17 protein-coding genes are annotated in these 19,745 nt (G+C 39.4%); 15 read left to right on the top strand and 2 right to left on the bottom strand.

Annotation, left to right across the window (positions count from 1 at the left end):
- Positions 1–15: 15 nt before the first annotated feature.
- Complete coding sequence (cls, locus tag BAU23_RS14815; RefSeq protein ID WP_071734734.1) at positions 16–1,209, bottom strand: cardiolipin synthase; 1,194 nt, start codon at positions 1,207–1,209, stop codon at positions 16–18.
- Positions 1,210–1,667: 458 nt separating this feature from the next.
- Between cls and BAU23_RS14810 the strand changes: the two genes are divergently transcribed.
- The 8 genes from BAU23_RS14810 (at position 1,668) to pyrG (ending at position 11,598) form a co-directional block, all read left to right on the top strand.
- Complete coding sequence (locus BAU23_RS14810) at positions 1,668–3,779, top strand: (Fe-S)-binding protein (protein ID WP_001086766.1); 2,112 nt, start codon at positions 1,668–1,670, stop codon at positions 3,777–3,779.
- A 9-nt stretch (positions 3,780–3,788) separates the two neighbouring features.
- Positions 3,789–5,072, top strand: a complete 1,284-nt coding sequence (locus tag BAU23_RS14805; protein ID WP_116733295.1) for an acetyl-CoA C-acetyltransferase — start codon at positions 3,789–3,791, stop codon at positions 5,070–5,072.
- A gap of 55 nt (positions 5,073–5,127) precedes the next feature.
- The gene (locus BAU23_RS14800; RefSeq protein WP_002078025.1) at positions 5,128–5,979 is read left to right on the top strand and encodes a 3-hydroxybutyryl-CoA dehydrogenase; all 852 of its coding nucleotides are present in this window, start codon (positions 5,128–5,130) and stop codon (positions 5,977–5,979) included.
- A 72-nt stretch (positions 5,980–6,051) separates the two neighbouring features.
- Positions 6,052–7,182, top strand: a complete 1,131-nt coding sequence (locus BAU23_RS14795) for an acyl-CoA dehydrogenase (protein ID WP_001009064.1) — start codon at positions 6,052–6,054, stop codon at positions 7,180–7,182.
- Between the two features lie 21 nt (positions 7,183–7,203).
- Entirely contained in the window at positions 7,204–8,343 is a 1,140-nt protein-coding gene (acdA, locus tag BAU23_RS14790) for an acyl-CoA dehydrogenase AcdA (RefSeq protein ID WP_000545558.1), read from the top strand.
- Positions 8,344–8,409: 66 nt separating this feature from the next.
- On the top strand, positions 8,410–9,039 hold the full coding sequence (locus tag BAU23_RS14785; RefSeq protein ID WP_000238599.1) for a TetR/AcrR family transcriptional regulator: 630 nt from the start codon (positions 8,410–8,412) through the stop codon (positions 9,037–9,039).
- Between the two features lie 154 nt (positions 9,040–9,193).
- Complete coding sequence (gene rpoE / locus BAU23_RS14780; protein WP_001009777.1) at positions 9,194–9,733, top strand: DNA-directed RNA polymerase subunit delta; 540 nt, start codon at positions 9,194–9,196, stop codon at positions 9,731–9,733.
- 257 nt (positions 9,734–9,990) lie between these two features.
- Positions 9,991–11,598 carry a CTP synthase gene (gene pyrG / locus BAU23_RS14775; RefSeq protein WP_000170445.1) on the top strand — a complete coding sequence of 536 codons (1,608 nt, stop codon included), beginning with the start codon at positions 9,991–9,993 and terminating at the stop codon, positions 11,596–11,598.
- Positions 11,599–11,629: 31 nt separating this feature from the next.
- On the opposite strand, the gene BAU23_RS14770 is transcribed toward pyrG, so the two are convergent.
- On the bottom strand, positions 11,630–12,154 hold the full coding sequence (locus BAU23_RS14770) for a DUF2529 domain-containing protein (protein ID WP_071734733.1): 525 nt from the start codon (positions 12,152–12,154) through the stop codon (positions 11,630–11,632).
- Between the two features lie 200 nt (positions 12,155–12,354).
- On the opposite strand from BAU23_RS14770, the gene spo0F reads away from it, so the two are divergent.
- The 7 genes from spo0F (at position 12,355) to BAU23_RS14735 (ending at position 19,595) form a co-directional block, all read left to right on the top strand.
- A complete protein-coding gene (gene spo0F / locus BAU23_RS14765; protein ID WP_000398592.1) occupies positions 12,355–12,723 on the top strand; it encodes a sporulation initiation phosphotransferase Spo0F in 369 nt (122 codons plus the stop codon).
- A 211-nt stretch (positions 12,724–12,934) separates the two neighbouring features.
- Positions 12,935–13,792, top strand: coding sequence for a class II fructose-bisphosphate aldolase (locus BAU23_RS14760; protein ID WP_001131858.1), 858 nt, complete (start codon positions 12,935–12,937; stop codon positions 13,790–13,792).
- A gap of 349 nt (positions 13,793–14,141) precedes the next feature.
- Positions 14,142–15,431, top strand: coding sequence for a UDP-N-acetylglucosamine 1-carboxyvinyltransferase (murA, locus tag BAU23_RS14755; RefSeq protein WP_000413256.1), 1,290 nt, complete (start codon positions 14,142–14,144; stop codon positions 15,429–15,431).
- A gap of 121 nt (positions 15,432–15,552) precedes the next feature.
- Positions 15,553–16,518 (top strand): class II fructose-bisphosphatase, encoded by a 966-nt coding sequence (glpX, locus tag BAU23_RS14750; RefSeq protein WP_000442343.1) that lies wholly within the window; start codon positions 15,553–15,555, stop codon positions 16,516–16,518.
- A 381-nt stretch (positions 16,519–16,899) separates the two neighbouring features.
- On the top strand, positions 16,900–18,171 hold the full coding sequence (gene rho, locus BAU23_RS14745) for a transcription termination factor Rho (protein ID WP_001053894.1): 1,272 nt from the start codon (positions 16,900–16,902) through the stop codon (positions 18,169–18,171).
- Positions 18,172–18,654: 483 nt separating this feature from the next.
- Entirely contained in the window at positions 18,655–18,900 is a 246-nt protein-coding gene (locus BAU23_RS14740) for a type B 50S ribosomal protein L31 (protein WP_000643447.1), read from the top strand.
- 110 nt (positions 18,901–19,010) lie between these two features.
- Entirely contained in the window at positions 19,011–19,595 is a 585-nt protein-coding gene (locus tag BAU23_RS14735) for a thymidine kinase (protein ID WP_000281088.1), read from the top strand.
- Positions 19,596–19,745 lie beyond the last annotated feature (150 nt).

Genomic DNA, 19,745 nt, shown 5'->3' with positions numbered 1-19,745 from the left:
TATTCATCGACTTTCCTATAAGAAGAACGCAAGTATCGTTCCTATCCATTCTTTGCCCCTATCAATAAGGGAAAGCGGGTTGACATCGTCAAAGGAAAGTAATGACGTATTTTTTAGATCTTCATGGAATTTATTTTTAACTTCTTGTATGAAATGTTTATCGTATAAAAGGCAGTTGATTTCATGATTAATATATAAACTTCTCATATCAAAATTAGCAGTTCCGATATCACAAATATGATCGTCTACTATAATGATTTTTGCGTGAAAAAACCCTTGCTGAAAAGCGTAAATATTACAACCAGCCTGTATTAACTTTCGGCAATATGGGAATTTTGCTTCTCGAACGAGGGCGTGATCGGCCTTTTGTGGAACGAGAATAGTTATTTGAACCCCACGTTTTTGTGCGTTTAATAATGCGTTCATAATTTTTTTTCCAGGAATGAAATAGGGTGTACCGATAAAGATTTCTTTTTTCGCGCTTTCGATTAATTGTAAAAATGTATTTTGTAAATAGGCACCATCAGTAGGGATAAAACGATGTAGAACGGTCCCTGGTTGTTGCTTAGGAAAATAAAGAGATGAATCTAATAAATTTTGGCCTGTGTCGTCGAGCCAATCATGTAAAAATTGTTTTTGTAAATCTTGTATCCCTTCTCCTGTAAGACGTAAATGATAATCTCGCCATAATCCTAACTTTTGATTATGTCCTAAATATTCCTCGCCAATATTAAATCCACCAATATAGCCAATTTCCCCGTCAATAACTGTAATTTTTCTATGATTTCTTTGATTTGCAGAAAAGAAAGGAAAAGGAAATTTTACTTTGTGACAAAATGAAAAAGAGACACCATGCTTTTGTAGCGAGTAAATCGCTTCTTTTGATAAATAATGACTGCCAAACCGGTCGAGTAAAAGTCTTACTTCAATCCCTTCTTGTGCTTTATCGATAAGTAACTTTAAAAACTTACGACTTATCTCATCGTTTTTTACAATGAAAAATAAAACGTGTACATGGTGTTTCGCCTGTTTTATATCAGTAAAAAGGGCGTCATACAAATCTTTTCCGTATGTATAAAGGTGAAAATCACTTTGACGTAAAGGGAAAGAACGAGAACGTACACGCTTTAAATGAACAATTCTCCCATAAGAAAGATCGATTGTAATCCAGAGAGCGCTACCTATTAACAAGAGAGATAAGAAGAACATAAGTAAATTCCCTCCTTCACGGTCTTTTCACCATCAGTTTTTTATAAATCCGAATTTCACTTTACCCCGATTGGTGTGGGCTAATAGTCAGTAGGGAATAAAAAGCTCCCTACCGATTAAAGTTTCACTTTACCCCGCATTAACGGGCAGTAAGCCTCCTACCTCAAAATTAGGCTTACTCAAAGGAGTCAGGCGGGAGGCAACAGCCCGTAAAAGCCCGATTGGTGTGGGCTAATAATCAGTAGGGAATAAAAAGCTCCCTACTGATTAAAGTTTCACTTTATAGTTTCACCCAAATAAACAGCTTTATTAAAAAATGTGTTGTTGTATAACAAAAAACTGTTGACTGAATGCTCACTCATTATATAATGGAAATAGGGGATACAATTCAGAAAATTATATATTTTCGAAGATTCTAAAAAAGAAAGAGGGCTTACAAAGAGAGGGGTAGCATAAAAATGAATAGCTTACTAATCATTAATTGGCTGGCTGCCATTGCTGTTATTGCTTATGCGGGATATTTGTTTGTATATCTTATACGAACGAGGATGGCCTACATACAATTAGGAAAAAAGATTGAATTTGACCGTCGTTTTAAAGAGCGTTGGGATCTTCTTAAGGTCAATGTTTTCGGTCAGAAAAAGCTGCTGAAAGATAAAAAGAGCGGCATCATTCACGTTATGTTCTTTTACGGATTTATTCTTGTCCAATTTGGAGCAATTGACTTCGTTTGGAAAGGGCTCGCACCAGGATCACATCTTCCACTTGGACCACTATATCCTGCATTTACATTCTTCCAGGAAATTGTCACACTTGTTATTTTAATCGCAGTCTTTTGGGCTTTTCATAGACGCTATGTTGAAAAGCTTGTTCGTTTAAAACGTAATTTCAAATCAGGTCTTGTTCTTATCTTTATTGGTGGCTTAATGATCTCTGTGCTACTCGGTAACGGGATGGGAATTATATGGCACGGCGAGGAGCTTTCATGGAGTGAACCAATCGCTTCTGCAATCGCTTACGTTTTCTCAGGTATAAATGAAACCGTAGCTATTTCATTGTTCTATTTCTCTTGGTGGGTGCATCTATTAATTTTGTTAACGTTTTTAGTTTATGTACCACAATCAAAACATGCGCATTTAATTGCTGGACCAGTTAACGTATTTTTTGGTCGTCTTTCAAATCCAGGAAAACTTGAAAAAATAGATTTTGAAGATGAAACGCAAGAAACATTCGGTGTTGGTAAAATTGAAGACTTTAGACAAAATCAACTTATCGACTTATATTCTTGTGTCGAATGTGGTCGTTGTACAAATATGTGTCCGGCAACAGGAACGGGGAAAATGTTATCACCGATGGATTTAATTTTAAAACTTCGTGATCATTTAACTGATAAAGGAGCAGCGGTAACATCAAAAGCACCGTGGGTTCCAGTTGTTGCTTTTAATAATACACAAGGAAATCAGTTAGCGATGATGGCAGCTGGAAAAGGACAACAAGAATCAGCAGCTACAGCGTTGGCTTACGATCCGAGCTTAATCGGAGATGTTATTACAGAAGAAGAGATTTGGGCATGTACAACGTGCCGTAACTGTGAAGATCAGTGTCCAGTTATGAATGAACATGTTGATAAAATTATTGATTTACGCCGCTATCTCGTTTTAACAGAAGGGAAAATGGATGCAGAGGCGCAGCGTGCAATGACAAATATCGAGCGTCAAGGTAATCCGTGGGGACTGAACCGTAAAGAGCGTGAAACATGGCGTCAAGGTGATGATGAAGTAACAGTTCCAACTGTAAAAGAGAAATCAAAAGCTGGCGAAGAGTTTGAATACTTATTCTGGGTTGGATCAATGGGTTCGTATGACAACCGCAGTCAGAAGATTGCGATATCATTTGCGAAGCTAATGAACGAAGCAGGTATTTCATTCGCAATTCTTGGTAATAAGGAAAAGAACTCTGGTGATACACCGCGCCGCCTCGGAAACGAATTCGTATTCCAAGAGATGGCAACGAAAAACATTGAAGAATTTGAAAAAGCAGGAGTGAAGAAAATCGTTACGATTGACCCTCATGCTTATAACACTTTTAAAAATGAGTACCCGGACTTTGGCTTACAAGCAGAGGTCTATCATCATACAGAATTACTAGCCCAGTGGGTGAAGGAAGGACGTTTAAAACCTGTCCATTCTATTGAAGAAACAGTTACGTACCATGATTCCTGTTACTTAGGAAGATACAACGAAGTATATGAGGCACCGCGCGATATTCTAAAAGCAATTCCAGGTGTAAACCTTGTAGAAATGGCGCGTAACCGTGAAACGGGAATGTGCTGTGGTGCAGGTGGCGGCTTAATGTGGATGGAAGAAACGGCTGGTTCTCGTATTAACGTTGCTCGTACAGAACAAGCGTTGGCTGTACAACCGTCAATTATCGGCACAGGATGCCCATATTGCTTAACGATGATTAGTGACGGTACGAAAGCGAAAGAAGTTGAAGAAACAGTTCAAACTCTGGACGTAACAGAGATTTTAGAACGCTCAGTTATCGGACAGAAGAAAGAAGCAATCTAGTTTGTAGGAATGCATACAACTTTAGAAAGAGGTGCAATTCTTGCACCTCTTCTAGGCGCAAGAATACCGAGCGAGCGCTCGGCGTTAAAAAAAGAAATGGGGGAAAGAAACATGAGTAAAACAGTTATTTTAAGTGCTGCAAGAACACCGGTTGGAAAATTTGGAGGAACTTTAAAAGACGTGAAAGCAACAGAACTTGGAGGAATCGCAATTAAGGCAGCGCTTGAAAGGGCGAATGTTTCCGCGAATGATGTTGAAGAAGTTATATTTGGAACGGTTATCCAAGGAGGACAAGGACAAATTCCATCACGCCAAGCAGCAAGAGCCGCTGGCATTCCTTGGGAAGTGCAGACGGAAACAGTAAATAAAGTTTGTGCATCAGGGCTTCGCGCAGTTACTTTAGCGGATCAAATTATTCGTACTGGTGACCAATCACTGATTGTAGCTGGTGGAATGGAATCGATGAGTAACAGTCCTTACATTTTACGAGGAGCAAGATGGGGATACAGAATGGGTAACAACGAAGTTATCGATTTAAACGTTGCAGATGGTTTAACATGTGCATTTTCAGGTATACACATGGGTGTTTACGGTGGAGAAGTTGCAAAAGAAGACGGGATCTCTCGCGAAGCACAAGATGAATGGGCATATCGTAGCCATCAACGTGCGGTTTCAGCGCATAAAGAAGGACGTTTTGAAGAGGAAATCGTGCCAGTAACGATTCCGCAAAGAAAAGGCGATCCTATTGTCGTTGCAAAAGATGAGGCGCCACGCGCGGATACAACGATTGAAAAATTAGCGAAATTAAAGCCTGTATTTGATAAGACGTCAGCGGTGACAGCGGGTAATGCTCCTGGACTAAATGATGGCGGTGCGGCGCTTGTATTAATGAGCGAGGACAGAGCGAAGCAAGAGGGAAGAAAGCCATTAGCGACAATTTTGGCGCATACAGCAATTGCGGTAGAATCGAAGGATTTCCCAAGAACGCCAGGTTATGCAATTAATGAATTGCTGAAAAAGACAGGTAAGACAATTGAAGATATCGATTTATTCGAGATTAATGAAGCATTTGCAGCGGTAGCAATTGCAAGTACAGAGATTGCAGGAATTGACCCAGACAAATTGAATGTAAATGGCGGTGCAGTGGCAATGGGACATCCGATTGGAGCAAGTGGCGCGCGTATTATCGTTACACTTATCCACGCACTGAAGCAGCGCGGCGGCGGAATTGGAATTGCTTCTATTTGTAGCGGTGGCGGTCAAGGTGACGCAATTATGATTGAAGTTCGTTAATTTACGTGTAGAGGATTTTGGTTTATTAACAACTTATATTAAGGGGGAAGAAAGAATGGGTGTACAAAAAATAGTTGTAATTGGTGCAGGACAAATGGGTTCAGGTATCGCACAAGTGTGTGCAATGGCAGGTTATGATGTGAAAGTGCAAGATTTAAAGCAAGAGCAATTAGATAGAGGGCTAGCCGTTATTACGAAAAATTTAGCTCGTCAAGTAGAAAAAGGTCGTATGAAGGAAGAAGAGAAAGAAGCGACTTTAAATCGTCTTACATGGACACTCGATTTAAATAGTGTAAAAGAAGCGGATCTTGTTATTGAAGCTGCTGTTGAGAAAATGGATATTAAAAAGAAAATTTTTGCGAATCTAGATGAAATCGCTCCAGAACACGCAATTTTAGCAACGAATACGTCATCGTTACCAATTACGGAAATTGCAGCGGTAACGAAACGTCCTGAGAAAGTAATCGGCATGCACTTTATGAATCCAGTTCCAGTTATGAAACTCGTTGAAATTATTCGTGGTTTGGCTACAGATGATGCAGTGTACGAAACGATTGAGGATATTACGAAAAAAATCGGGAAAGTGCCAGTTGAAGTAAATGATTTCCCAGGGTTTGTATCGAACCGTATTTTATTACCAATGATTAACGAAGCAATCTATACGTTATATGAAGGTGTAGCAACGAAAGAAGCGATTGATGACGTAATGAAGCTTGGTATGAACCATCCGATGGGGCCACTTACATTAGCTGATTTTATCGGTTTAGATACGTGTTTATACATTATGGAAGTGTTGCATGAAGGATTAGGAGATAGTAAATATCGCCCATGTCCATTATTACGCAAGTATGTGAATGCAGGATGGTTAGGACGTAAAACGGGTCGTGGTTTCTACGTTTACGAATAAAGTCCTCCCTTTATTAAAGTAGTGGTCTTACCAGATTGTTAAAAAGATATATAGCAAACGGAGGCGAAGTACATGAATTTTCACTTTACTGAAGAGCAACAAATGATGAGGAAAATGGTTCGAGATTTTGCACAGAAAGAAATAGCTCCCTTTGTTCCTAGTATGGAACAAGGGGTGTTCCCGAAAGAGATTTTGCAAAAGATGGGTGAGCTTGGACTAATGGGTATTCCAGCGCCTGCAAAATATGGCGGGGCAGAAATGGATTTTATTTCTTACATTCTAGCAATTGAGGAAATTTCAAAGGTAAGTGCAACGGTTGGTGTAATTTTAGCTGTACATACGTCAGTTGGAATGAATCCGATTTTATACTTCGGAACAGAAGAACAGAAGCAGAAATATGTTTCTAAATTGGCGACTGGTGAGTATTTAGGCGCATTTGCTTTAACAGAACCAAATGCAGGATCAGATGCAGGTAGTTTGAAATCAAGAGCTGTAAAGAAAGACGATCATTACATTATTAATGGGTCGAAAGTATTTATTACAAATGGCGGTGAAGCAAGTACATACATTGTATTCGCTTCTACAAATCCAGAGGCAGGGAAAAGTGGTATTTCGGCATTTATTGTAGAGAAAGATACACCAGGCTTAATCATCGGAAAAGATGAGCATAAGATGGGGCTTCTTGGTTCTCGTACAGTACAACTTACGTTTGAAGATATGAAAGTGCCGGCCGAGAATTTACTTGGTGAAGAAGGACAAGGATTTAAGGTGGCAATGGCGAATTTAGATGTTGGACGAATTGGGATCGGAGCGCAGGCATTAGGAATCGCGGAAGCGGCACTTGCATGTGCGATTGATTATGCGAAAGAGCGCGAGCAATTCGGCAAGCCAATTGCGGCGCAGCAAGGAATCGGATTCAAACTTGCAGATATGGCGACTAGCGTAGAAGCAGCGCGATTACTTGTATATAGAGCGGCATCGCTAAGAGCGCAAGGATTACCATGCGGCAAAGAAGCTTCTATTGCGAAATTATTTGCTTCTAAGACGGCTGTTGAAGTTGCGATTGAAGCGGTGCAAGTATTTGGCGGTTACGGTTATACGAAAGATTATCCAGTAGAAAGATTTTTCCGTGATGCGAAGATCACGCAAATATATGAAGGAACGAGCGAAATACAAAAGCTTGTAATTAGTCGAGCTTTATAAAAAGACGAGGGGGAGACGGGGATGCATTTTAAATTATCAGAAGAACATGAAATGATAAGAAAAATGGTTCGGGATTTTGCAAGAAATGAAGTAGCACCGACGGCGGCAGAGCGTGATGAGGAAGAGCGATTTGATCGCGCTTTATTTGATCAAATGGCAGAGCTTGGTTTAACCGGCATTCCGTGGCCTGAAGAATACGGCGGAATTGGAAGCGATTACTTAGCGTATGTAATTGCCATTGAAGAATTATCCCGCGTATGTGCTTCTACAGGTGTAACATTGTCTGCACATACTTCACTTGCTGGTTGGCCAATTTTTAAATTTGGAACAGAAGAACAAAAACAAAAGTTTTTACGACCGATGGCAGAGGGAACGAAAATTGGCGCATACGGTTTAACGGAGCCAAGTTCTGGTTCAGATGCTGGAGGAATGAGGACAACTGCGAAACGAGATGGAGACCATTACATTTTAAATGGATCGAAAATCTTTATTACAAATGGTGGCATTGCTGATATTTATGTTGTTTTTGCATTAACAGACCCTGAATCGAAGCAGCGCGGCACGAGTGCATTTATTGTGGAGAGCGATACGCCAGGATTTTCAGTTGGGAAGAAAGAGAGCAAGCTAGGGATTCGCTCTTCGCCGACTACTGAAATTATGTTTGAAGAATGCCGTATTCCTGTAGAGAACCTACTCGGGGAAGAGGGCCAAGGATTTAAAGTTGCGATGCAAACATTAGATGGCGGCCGTAATGGTATTGCCGCGCAAGCAGTCGGTATTGCGCAAGGGGCTTTAGATGCTTCTGTAGAATATGCAAGAGAGCGCCATCAATTTGGGAAACCAATTGCGGCGCAACAAGGAATTGGCTTTAAACTTGCAGATATGGCAACGGATGTAGAGGCGGCGCGTCTTCTAACATACCAAGCGGCTTGGCTTGAATCGGAAGGGCTTCCGTATGGGAAAGAGTCAGCGATGTCAAAAGTATTTGCAGGCGATACAGCGATGAAGGTGACGACTGAAGCGGTACAAGTATTTGGTGGTTACGGTTATACGAAAGATTATCCAGTAGAGCGTTACATGCGCGATGCAAAGATTACACAAATATATGAGGGAACACAAGAGATTCAAAGGCTTGTAATTTCTCGTATGTTAACGAAGTAGGAACGAAAGCGTAGGTATTTTCCTACGCTTTTTCCTTCCAAAAAATAATAGAGAGAGGTGAAGGGGATGGTTAAACATAATGTACATGCATCAGTGAAAGATGAAAAATTAGTTGCGTTAAGGCGTGAACAAATGATTAAAGGTGCGGTGCAACTGTTTAAGCAAAAAGGGTTCCCACGTACAACAACGAGAGAAATTGCGAAGGCGGCTGGGTTTAGTATTGGAACACTTTATGAGTACATTCGTACAAAAGATGATGTTTTATATTTAGTTTGTGATAGTATATATGAACATGTAAAAGAGCGGTTAGAGGAAGTAGTGTGTACGGAAAAGGGAAGTATAGAAAGTTTAAAGATAGCAATAACGAATTATTTTAAAGTGATGGATGAATTGCAAGAAGAAGTATTAATTATGTATCAAGAGGTACGTTTTTTACCGAAAGAATCACTCCCATATGTATTAGAAAAAGAGTTTCAAATGGTAGGAATGTTCGAGAATATTTTAGAACAGTGTACGGAAAATGGAACATTTACATTAAATAAAAAAGAAATACAGCTTCTGGCACATAATATTTTCATACAAGGACAAATGTGGGGATTTAGACGTTGGGCCCTGCAAAAATTGTATACGCTTGAAGAATATACAGAAATGCAAATTAGGTATGTATTGCAAGGGGCGCATATGCTTCCGAAATAAGGAATGGACAAATTATAATTTTATTACCATATTAAAGTTTCCCGTTTTTTTTGTAGCATATTTGTGCGACTTTTGTTTATAATGAATAGTATGGATTTTTTTAAGCAGACCGTTATATATAAGGTTATATTTGAAGAAAGGAAGTGCCGCATAAGTGAATTTTAAGCAATATTCACCAGAAGAGCTAAAAGAATGTTCAATGATTGAAGTTGTACATAGCGTTTTAGGGGATAAAAGACAAGCAACGACATTCAACGAGTTGGTTCAAGAAATCGCTCAAGTGCTGGGACTATCTCAAGAGCAAGTTAATGCGAAACTCGCACAATTTTATACAGATTTAAACATCGATGGACGTTTCATTAATTTAGGAGAAAATCGTTGGGGGCTACGCAGCTGGTACCCATATGAGCAAATTGATGAAGAAATCTTACCTCAGCCAAAACCGAAGAAGAAACGTAAAGTTGAAGAGGACGGTTTTGACGACTACATCGAAGAAGATGAAGACGAATTCGGCGATGCAGAAGGAAATGCAGACGAAGATGACGATGTAGAAGATTTGGACAAGGTTCTTGAAGAAGAAGACGCAGATGACGAAGATGATGATCTTGATGATTTAGAAGAAGATGATGAAGACTTCGCAGAAGAAGAAGAACTTGAGTACGATGAAGCTGAAGAAGAAGAGGAAGAGCTGTAGTTCTTGACTTTTCATTATCGTCCATGTAGAATCATTTTTGGGCTCTTTAAAACAGGACGATAATACTTTTAAAGTGTAAATATAAAAGAAAATTGCTCCCTACTTATTACTTTATGTGATGAGGGGAGCAATTTTCTTTTTTGTTTTTTGTTTAGAAAATAAAAAGAGTCTAACAATAAGATGGATACAGTGTTATCTACATACGTTGCGCTTTGCAACGGTGATTATATAACAGCAAAATAGGAGGGAGCTTTTTCATGACTAAGTATATTTTTGTAACAGGCGGTGTAGTATCGTCTTTAGGAAAAGGTATTACAGCAGCATCTCTTGGACGACTTTTAAAAAATCGTGGTTTAAACGTAACTATTCAAAAGTTTGATCCATACATTAACGTAGACCCAGGGACTATGAGCCCATATCAACACGGTGAGGTATTCGTAACAGATGATGGTGCAGAAACTGACTTAGACCTTGGTCACTATGAGCGTTTCATCGACATCAACTTAAACAAATACAGCAACGTAACAACAGGTAAAATTTACTCTTCAGTTCTTCAAAAAGAGCGTCGTGGTGAATACCTAGGAGGAACAGTTCAGGTTATTCCTCACATTACTAACGAAATTAAAGAGCGTGTATACCGTTCTGGTCGCGAAACAAACGCGGACGTTGTTATTACAGAAATTGGTGGAACTGTTGGTGATATCGAGTCTCTACCATTCTTAGAAGCAATTCGTCAAATTAAGAGCGACATCGGTCGTGACAATGTAATGTACATTCACTGTACGTTAATCCCGTACTTAAAAGCTGCGGGTGAAATGAAAACAAAACCAACGCAACATAGCGTTAAAGAGCTTCGTAGCTTAGGTATTCAACCAAATATTATCGTTGTTCGTACAGAACTACCTGTTTCTCAGGACATGAAAGATAAGCTTGCATTATTCTGTGACATCGATACAAAAGCAGTTATCGAAGCACGCGATGCAGATACTTTATATGCGGTTCCATTATCTCTTCAAGAGCAAAACATGGATCAAATCGTTTGCGATCACTTGAAATTAGACAATCCAGCTGCAGATATGACAGAGTGGACTGCGCTAGTTAATAAAGTACGTAACCTTTCTAAGAAAACAAAAATCGCTCTTGTTGGTAAATACGTAGAACTTCAAGATGCATACATTTCTGTTGTAGAAGCACTTCGTCATGCAGGTTATTCATTCGACACAGATGTAGAAGTAAAATGGGTAAATGCTGAGCACGTAACAGCAGAGAACGTGAAAGAATTAGTTGGCGATACAGATGGTATCCTTGTACCAGGTGGCTTTGGCGATCGTGGTGTAGAAGGTAAAATTGTTGCAATTCAATATGCTCGTGAAAACAAAGTTCCATTCTTAGGAATTTGCCTAGGTATGCAACTTGCATCAATCGAATTCGCACGTAACGTATTAGGATTAGAAGGAGCTAACTCTTCTGAAATTAATCCTGACACACCTTATGCAATCATCGACTTATTACCAGAACAAAAAGATGTAGAAGACTTAGGTGGTACACTTCGTCTTGGTCTATACCCATGTAAGCTTGCTGAAGAAACAAATGCTTACAATGCTTACAATGAGCCGGTTGTATATGAGCGTCATCGTCATCGTTATGAGTTCAACAATCAATTCCGTCCGGATATGGAAAAAGCAGGATTTGTATTCTCTGGTACAAGCCCAGATGGTCGTCTAGTTGAAATCATTGAATTAAAAGACCACCCTTGGTTCGTGGCAGCGCAGTTCCATCCAGAACTTGTATCTCGTCCAAACCGTCCACAACCATTGTTCCATGACTTCGTAAGTGCTTCTATTACGAATAAAGAGAGCAAGTAATAAAAAAAGCGCCTGAAATAGGGCGCTTTTTTTAATATTCGTTTAACATTTCATCAATTGTAAATTTAATTCCGTGATAAGCAAATAAGGCTACAATTAAACTTGGGAAACCATAGCGGTTACCTTCATCATCTGGAATAAGGCCTTTTAACAGTTTTGTATCGATATGTACATCTGTATATTGTTCTAGTGATTCTGTACCTTCTTGAATAGCAGAGATGCCGACAATCGAGTGTCCATCTGCTTGAAGTTTTTTTGCCATTGCTACAACTTCTTCATCTGTTGAAAAACGGCTAATAAGAAGTACACGATCTGCAGAAGTTACTTCTATTTCTGTACCATTTTCAAATAATCGTTTTGCTTGCTTCATTGGTTCAGCACCAAATAGTGCTTCAGCAACAACGCCCTCCATTTCATTTGTACCATGTAAATAAATGAAACCATCGCCAACTAGTGCTTGAGCAAGTAGACGAGCGCTATCTTCTATATTCATTTCCTCTTTTTGAGAAACTCTGGAGAAATAACCACTTAATTGAGTTGAAAAAATTTTTAACATAATGTTACTCCCTTCGTACGTGTTTGCCGGCTTTCATTATAATTTATTTTTTTAGAAAGGTGAAATCGTAGGTAGCATAACAAAATAGGAAACGGTAAAATAAGAAAGAATAGGAAGGAATTTGCCAAAGAATAGCGAAAATAAATCGATAAGATATAAGAAGCTGTAAATCTTGTATTTACACAGAAAGGTTGGGAGTTATGGAAGGGAAAATTTTAATCGTTGATGATCAATATGGCATTCGTGTGTTATTACATGAAGTGTTCCAAAAAGAAGGTTATCAGACGTTCCAAGCAGCGAATGGATTTCAAGCTTTAGATATCGTGAAAAAAGATAATCCAGATTTAGTAGTGTTAGATATGAAAATCCCAGGTATGGATGGTATAGAGATTTTAAAACATGTAAAAGAAATTGATGAGAGTATTAAAGTGATTTTAATGACTGCTTATGGAGAATTGGATATGATTCAAGAAGCGAAAGATTTAGGAGCTTTAATGCACTTTGCTAAACCGTTTGATATTGATGAGATTCGTCAAGCAGTGAGAGATCAGCTTGCTGTAGAGGCGTAAAAAATGAATTTTTTATAAAAAATATGGAAAAAAGCGTTTACATGGACTATTGAGCAGGTGAATACAGTTGAGTTTTTGAGTACAAGTTGTTATCCTATTGAGTGTAGAAAAAAGTCCGGTATGTAAATATACATAATTTACCTTATCCTGGTCATACTACCAGCGATAAGAATTTATCGGATACAAAAAACGTTTTTTAGGAGGATTCACCATGCCTTTAGTTTCTATGAAAGAAATGCTAAACACAGCACTAGAAGGAAAATACGCAGTTGGTCAATTCAACATGAACAACTTAGAGTGGACTCAAGCTATCTTAGCTGCTGCGGAAGAAGAAAAATCTCCTGTAATCCTAGGTGTATCTGAGGGTGCAGCTCGTCATATGACTGGTTTCAAAACAGTTGTAGCTATGGTTAAAGCTTTAATCGAAGAAATGAACATCACTGTTCCTGTAGCGATTCACCTTGACCATGGTTCAAGCTTCGAAAAATGTAAAGAAGCAATCGATGCAGGTTTCACATCTGTAATGATCGACGCTTCTCACCACCCATTCGAAGAAAACGTTGAAACTACTAAAAAAGTGGTAGAATACGCACACGCTCGTAACGTATCTGTTGAAGCTGAGCTTGGAACAGTTGGCGGACAAGAAGACGATATCATCGCTGAAGGCGTAATTTACGCTGATCCAGCAGAGTGTAAGCACCTTGTTGAAGCAACAGGTATCGATTGCCTAGCTCCAGCTTTAGGTTCTGTACACGGTCCTTACAAAGGTGAGCCTAACTTAGGATTCGCTGAAATGGAACAAGTTCGTGACTTCACTGGCGTACCTTTAGTATTACACGGTGGTACTGGTATCCCAACTGCTGATATCGTAAAAGCTATTTCTTTAGGTACTTCAAAAATTAACGTAAACACTGAGAACCAAATTGAGTTTACAAAAGCTGTTCGTGAAGCATTAAGCAAAGACCAAGAAGTTTACGATCCTCGTAAATATATTGGACCTGGCCGCGACGCTATCAAAGCAACTGTTGCTGGTAAAATGCGTGAGTTCGGTTCTAACGGTAAAGCGTAAGAATAAAATTCCGTTTTGGAAACCGTCTAGTCTTTTAGACGGTTTCCTTTCGTTGTATAATGAAAGCGTGAACAAGTCTAAAGATTTTATAAAGTGAATTTTTAGTTTGCGAATATAGAAAATAATGTGCATAGTCCTATTAATAAATGTGATAAGTATCTGAATTGAGAAATTTGATTCGATGAATAGTTAATCTTCATCTATTTGTATAGCGGGGGAGCTACAGGTGATGGTTTTCTACTTATTGAGTTTTAGGGTGGAAAGAGTGATTGAGATTCTTAAGGGGAACCTTCTACTTCTTTTTATAAAGCAGTAGAAGATAAATACATTCACGAGAAGGGAGCTCAATATGGAAAAGTTGCTAATTGAAGGCGGAAGAGCTTTAAATGGAACAATTCGTGTGAGTGGTGCAAAGAATAGTGCTGTTGCATTAATTCCAGCGACAATTTTAGCAGATACTCCAGTAACTATCGGTGGCGTTCCTAATATTTCGGACGTGAAAATGTTAGGAGACTTACTAGAGGAAATTGGAGGAAAAGTAACTTATGGGCAGGAAGAAGAGATGGTAGTCGATCCTTCTAACATGGTTGCGATGCCTTTACCAAATGGAAAAGTGAAAAAGTTGCGCGCCTCTTATTATTTAATGGGTGCAATGCTTGGCCGTTTTAAAAAAGCTGTTATTGGGCTTCCAGGTGGATGTCATTTAGGGCCACGACCGATTGATCAGCATATTAAAGGGTTTGAAGCACTAGGTGCACATGTTACAAATGAACAAGGTGCCATTTATTTAAGAGCAGATGAGCTACGCGGAGCACGTATTTATTTAGATGTTGTTAGTGTAGGAGCTACAATCAATATTATGCTAGCGGCTGTACGAGCGAAAGGTAGAACTGTTATTGAAAATGCAGCGAAAGAACCAGAGATTATTGATGTAGCCACATTATTAACAAGTATGGGAGCACGCATTAAAGGTGCTGGTACAGATGTAATCCGAATTGATGGTGTAGACTCCCTGCATGGTTGTCACCATACTATCATTCCAGATCGTATTGAAGCTGGTACGTATATGATTTTAGGAGCTGCATCAGGAGGAGAAGTAACAGTTGATAATGTTATTCCTCAGCATTTAGAGTCAGTAACTGCGAAGCTAAGAGAAGCTGGTGTCCAAGTTGAAACGAACGATGACCAAATTACAGTGAACGGTAATAGAAGGTTAAAAGTAGTTGATATAAAAACGCTTGTATATCCGGGTTTCCCAACGGATTTACAACAGCCGTTTACGACGCTTTTAACAAAGGCGCACGGGACGGGAGTTGTCACGGATACAATTTACGGCGCGCGTTTCAAACATATTGATGAATTGCGTCGTATGAATGCGCAAATTAAAGTAGAAGGTCGTTCGGCAATTGTAACTGGTCCTGTTTTATTGCAAGGTGCAAAAGTGAAGGCGAGTGACTTACGAGCTGGGGCTTCCCTTGTTATTGCAGGGTTAATGGCGGATGGAATTACAGAAGTAACCGGACTTGATCATATTGATCGAGGCTATGAAAATATAGTAGACAAGCTTAGAGGGCTTGGTGCAAACATTTGGCGAGAACAAATGACAAAGCAAGAGATTGAAGAAATGAAGAACGCTTAAAGTGATGATACTTCCGCAAGTGGGGGAGCGAAGAATCACCACTTGCGGAAGTACACTTTATGGAAAAACACGGTTCACAAAATACGGCAGAAATATAAAGACTTAAAGGAGAGGGATTATCGTGGAAAGAAGTTTATCTATGGAGTTAGTACGTGTAACAGAGGCTGCAGCATTATCATCGGCGCGTTGGATGGGGCGCGGGAAAAAAGATGAGGCAGACGGTGCAGCAACATCAGCTATGCGTGATGTATTTGATACAGTTCCGATGAAAGGTACAGTTGTAATTGGTGAAGGTGAAATGGATGAAGCACCAATGCTGTATATCGGAGAGAAATTAGGTACAGGATATGGCCCACGCGTAGACGTTGCAGTTGATCCTTTAGAGGGGACGAACATCGTAGCAGCTGGCGGATGGAATGCACTTGCTGTTATTGCAATTGCAGATCATGGTAATTTGTTACATGCTCCTGACATGTACATGGATAAAATTGCGGTTGGCCCAGAAGCAGTTGGGGCAGTTGATATTAACGCACCTATTATCGATAACCTACGTGCCGTTGCGAAAGCGAAGAATAAAGATATTGAAGATGTTGTAGCGACAGTTTTAAATCGTCCACGTCATCAAGCAATTATCGAAGAAATTCGTAAGGCCGGTGCTCGTATTAAGTTAATTAACGATGGAGATGTAGCTGGAGCAATCAATACAGCATTTGACCGTACAGGTGTAGATATTTTATTCGGTTCTGGTGGGGCTCCTGAAGGTGTACTAGCTGCGGTTGCGCTAAAATGCTTAGGTGGAGAAATTCAAGGAAAGCTCTTACCACAAGACGAAGCTGAATTAGCACGTTGTAAAAAAATGGGCATTGAAGATATAAATCGCATCCTTCGTATGGAAGACTTAGTAAAAGGTGACGATGCAATCTTTGCTGCAACAGGTGTAACAGACGGAGAACTATTACGCGGCGTTCAATTTAAAGGTAGCGTAGGAACAACACACTCCCTTGTTATGCGTGCGAAGTCAGGTACAGTACGCTTCGTAGACGGACGTCATAGCTTAAATAAAAAACCGAATTTGGTTATTAAGTAAAAAGTGCAAGCGGCTCGTTCAGAATCGCAGGGCATTGGAACTCCTGACAAAGAGGCGCTTTTTGCCTCGCAGGAAGGGGTGAAATGACCGGAGATTCTAGCCGCTGGAACTGGATTAAGTAAAAGCAGAAATGCCTTATCTATTCTGCCTTAAAATCAGGTGAATAGAAAAAAGTAAGAAATATAAAAGGCGAAGACAAATTTTCTTGTCTTCGCTTCTTGTATTTGTGTTTCAACGTATTGATTAAAACTAGATAAAAGGGTTACAATAGTGAATATTATCCTACTTGAACTTATTGCCTTTCATTATTATTTATTTGCCTTCCGTATTTTTTCCCTTTACCCATGTGAAAAGAGAATAAAGTTAAAGTGTGGTGTCTGAATGAATTTGTCAATTGCAGCATTAGAAAACATGAAATTAAAAGAGTTATACGAGCTTGCGAAAGAATTTAAGATTTCGTATTACAGCAAGTTAACGAAAAAAGAGCTGATTTTCGCCATCTTAAAAGCTCGAGCAGAAAAAGAAGGTTTCTTTTTCATGGAAGGCGTATTAGAAATTATTCAATCAGAAGGATTTGGATTCCTACGTCCTATCAACTACTCTCCAAGCTCAGAAGATATTTATATCTCGGCTTCGCAAATTCGTCGTTTCGATTTACGTAATGGAGATAAGGTTTCTGGTAAAGTACGACCTCCGAAAGAAAATGAACGCTATTTTGGATTATTACAAGTTGAAGCTGTAAACGGAGATGATCCAGACTCAGCAAAAGAGCGTGTGCATTTCCCTGCATTAACACCGTTATACCCAGATCGCCAAATGAAATTGGAAACGGAAACGAAAAAGTTACCGACACGCATCATGGATTTAATCGCACCAGTTGGATTTGGACAACGTGGTTTAATTGTCGCGCCTCCAAAGGCTGGTAAAACAAGTCTGTTAAAAGAAATTGCGCATAGTGTCACAACAAATCATCCGGAAGCAGAATTAATTGTACTTTTAATTGATGAGCGTCCAGAAGAAGTAACAGATATTGAACGTTCTGTTAAAGGTGATGTTGTAAGTTCTACTTTTGATGAAGTACCAGAAAATCATATTAAAGTAGCTGAGCTTGTATTAGAGCGTGCAATGCGTCTTGTAGAGCATAAAAAGGACGTTGTCATTTTAATGGATAGTATTACCCGTTTAGCGCGTGCTTACAACCTTGTTATTCCGCCAAGTGGTAGAACTCTATCAGGTGGTATTGATCCAGCTGCTTTTCATAGACCGAAGCGTTTCTTTGGGGCTGCGCGTAATATCGAAGAGGGCGGTAGCTTAACGATTTTAGCAACAGCACTTGTTGATACAGGATCCCGTATGGATGATGTAATTTATGAGGAGTTTAAAGGAACTGGAAATATGGAACTTCACTTAGATCGCTCATTAGCTGAGCGCCGTATCTTCCCAGCGATTGATATTCGTCGCTCTGGTACGCGTAAAGAAGACCTATTAATTCCGAAAGAACATTTAGACAAGCTGTGGGGTATTCGTAAAACAATGCGTGATACGCCAGACTTTGTTGAAGGCTTCTTACGTAAACTTCGTCAAACAAAGACAAATGAAGAGTTTTTACAAAACATTGTTGCAGACTCAAAAAGGTATGTAACAAATAAGTAAAGGGAAAAGATTGGGACTCGCTTATTTCGTAGTAAGCGAGTTTTTTATGTTTTTTAAGGGAATATTAGAGAGAGTAATATATGGAAATAATTGTGTTTTTTGAGATGAAAATCATATTTTGTGTTAGAGCTGGGCGAGTCACCTCCACTTTTAAGGTAATATCCAGCTCCAGCGGCTAGAATCTCTGGTCATTTCACTCTCTCACTCGAAGCAAAAAGCGCTTCAAGGTCGAGGGTTCCAATGTCCTGCGATTCTAAACGAGTCACTTGTGCTTTTAATTGATATCCAGTTCCGGCGGCTAGCTCTTCATGTCTAAGAACCTCCTCCACTTTTAATTTTAAAAAGACAAAAACAGGTAGTTGCAAAATGGAGTTAGCCTTGTTATAATTTCATCATATGTGTTTCATCAATATAGTTGTGTAAGCAGCTGAAGATGAAAAACTCTGTTTCGAAAATGATTCAGGGCGGAAGGAGATGAAAAGAATGAAAGCAGGAATCCATCCAAATTACAATAAAGTTGTATTTATGGACACGAACACAGGCTTCAAATTCTTAAGCGGGTCTACTAAAGGCTCTAGCGAAACTGTTGAGTGGGAAGATGGTAACACTTATCCATTACTAAAAATTGAGATCAGTTCTGATTCTCACCCATTCTACACTGGACGTCAGAAGTTTGCTACTGCAGACGGACGTGTTGACCGCTTCAATAAGAAATACGGCATCAAGTAATAAAGAACATAAAACAGGCAAGTGTATGTATTCGCTTGTCTGTTTTTTTTGCAAAAATATTAAACCTTTACCCTACTTTGGAATAGGAAAGTAGATGAAAGGAGAGCTCAATGTACTTAATGAATCAAAATGGTTGGATTGAAGTGATTTGCGGGAGTATGTTTTCTGGAAAATCAGAAGAGCTCATCCGCCGTATACGCCGTACGCAATTTGCGAAACAAAATGCGATTGTATTTAAACCATGTATTGATAATCGTTATAGTGAAGAAGATGTTGTATCACATAATGGATTAAAGGTTAAAGCAGTTCCTGTTTCAGCTTCAAAAGATATATTTAACCATGTAACAGAAGAAATGGATGTTATTGCAATCGATGAGGTACAATTTTTTGATGGGGACATTGTGGAAGTGGTGCAAGTATTGGCAAATCGTGGCTATCGTGTCATTGTAGCTGGATTAGACCAAGATTTCCGAGGTCTACCATTTGGACAAGTTCCTCAGCTGATGGCGATTGCTGAACATGTAACTAAATTGCAGGCAGTTTGTTCTGCATGTGGTTCTCCTGCAAGTCGTACGCAACGTTTAATCGATGGAGAACCAGCGGCATTTGATGATCCAATTATTTTAGTTGGGGCTTCAGAATCGTATGAACCACGTTGTCGTCATTGTCATGCAGTACCTACAAAACAAAGATAAATGAAACTCGCTATGTAGAGCGGGTTTTTTTCGAAAATAGATGAAGATTGGTGGCCAGCTCTTCGCACAGCTAAGAACCTTAGCCAGTCAGAGCTGAGAGAGCCGCTTGTGCGTATCTAGTTCCGGTGGCTAGCTCTTCGTATCTAAGAA

This window comes from Bacillus nitratireducens (assembly GCF_001884135.1).
Lineage (GTDB): Bacteria > Bacillota > Bacilli > Bacillales > Bacillaceae_G > Bacillus_A > Bacillus_A nitratireducens.
This window is presented reverse-complemented; position numbering and strand designations above follow the sequence as displayed.

Coding starts and splice junctions, on each gene's coding strand:
- BAU23_RS14740 (WP_000643447.1), top strand. CDS start 18,655: ATGAAAGCAGGAATCCATCCAAATTACAATAAAGTTGTATTTATGGAC.
- BAU23_RS14795 (WP_001009064.1), top strand. CDS start 6,052: ATGAATTTTCACTTTACTGAAGAGCAACAAATGATGAGGAAAATGGTT.
- BAU23_RS14810 (WP_001086766.1), top strand. CDS start 1,668: ATGAATAGCTTACTAATCATTAATTGGCTGGCTGCCATTGCTGTTATT.
- BAU23_RS14785 (WP_000238599.1), top strand. CDS start 8,410: ATGGTTAAACATAATGTACATGCATCAGTGAAAGATGAAAAATTAGTT.
- rho (WP_001053894.1), top strand. CDS start 16,900: ATGAATTTGTCAATTGCAGCATTAGAAAACATGAAATTAAAAGAGTTA.
- BAU23_RS14760 (WP_001131858.1), top strand. CDS start 12,935: ATGCCTTTAGTTTCTATGAAAGAAATGCTAAACACAGCACTAGAAGGA.
- BAU23_RS14805 (WP_116733295.1), top strand. CDS start 3,789: ATGCATACAACTTTAGAAAGAGGTGCAATTCTTGCACCTCTTCTAGGC.
- murA (WP_000413256.1), top strand. CDS start 14,142: ATGGAAAAGTTGCTAATTGAAGGCGGAAGAGCTTTAAATGGAACAATT.
- cls (WP_071734734.1), bottom strand. CDS start 1,209: ATGTTCTTCTTATCTCTCTTGTTAATAGGTAGCGCTCTCTGGATTACA.
- BAU23_RS14770 (WP_071734733.1), bottom strand. CDS start 12,154: ATGTTAAAAATTTTTTCAACTCAATTAAGTGGTTATTTCTCCAGAGTT.
- pyrG (WP_000170445.1), top strand. CDS start 9,991: ATGACTAAGTATATTTTTGTAACAGGCGGTGTAGTATCGTCTTTAGGA.
- BAU23_RS14800 (WP_002078025.1), top strand. CDS start 5,128: ATGGGTGTACAAAAAATAGTTGTAATTGGTGCAGGACAAATGGGTTCA.
- spo0F (WP_000398592.1), top strand. CDS start 12,355: ATGGAAGGGAAAATTTTAATCGTTGATGATCAATATGGCATTCGTGTG.
- BAU23_RS14735 (WP_000281088.1), top strand. CDS start 19,011: ATGTACTTAATGAATCAAAATGGTTGGATTGAAGTGATTTGCGGGAGT.
- acdA (WP_000545558.1), top strand. CDS start 7,204: ATGCATTTTAAATTATCAGAAGAACATGAAATGATAAGAAAAATGGTT.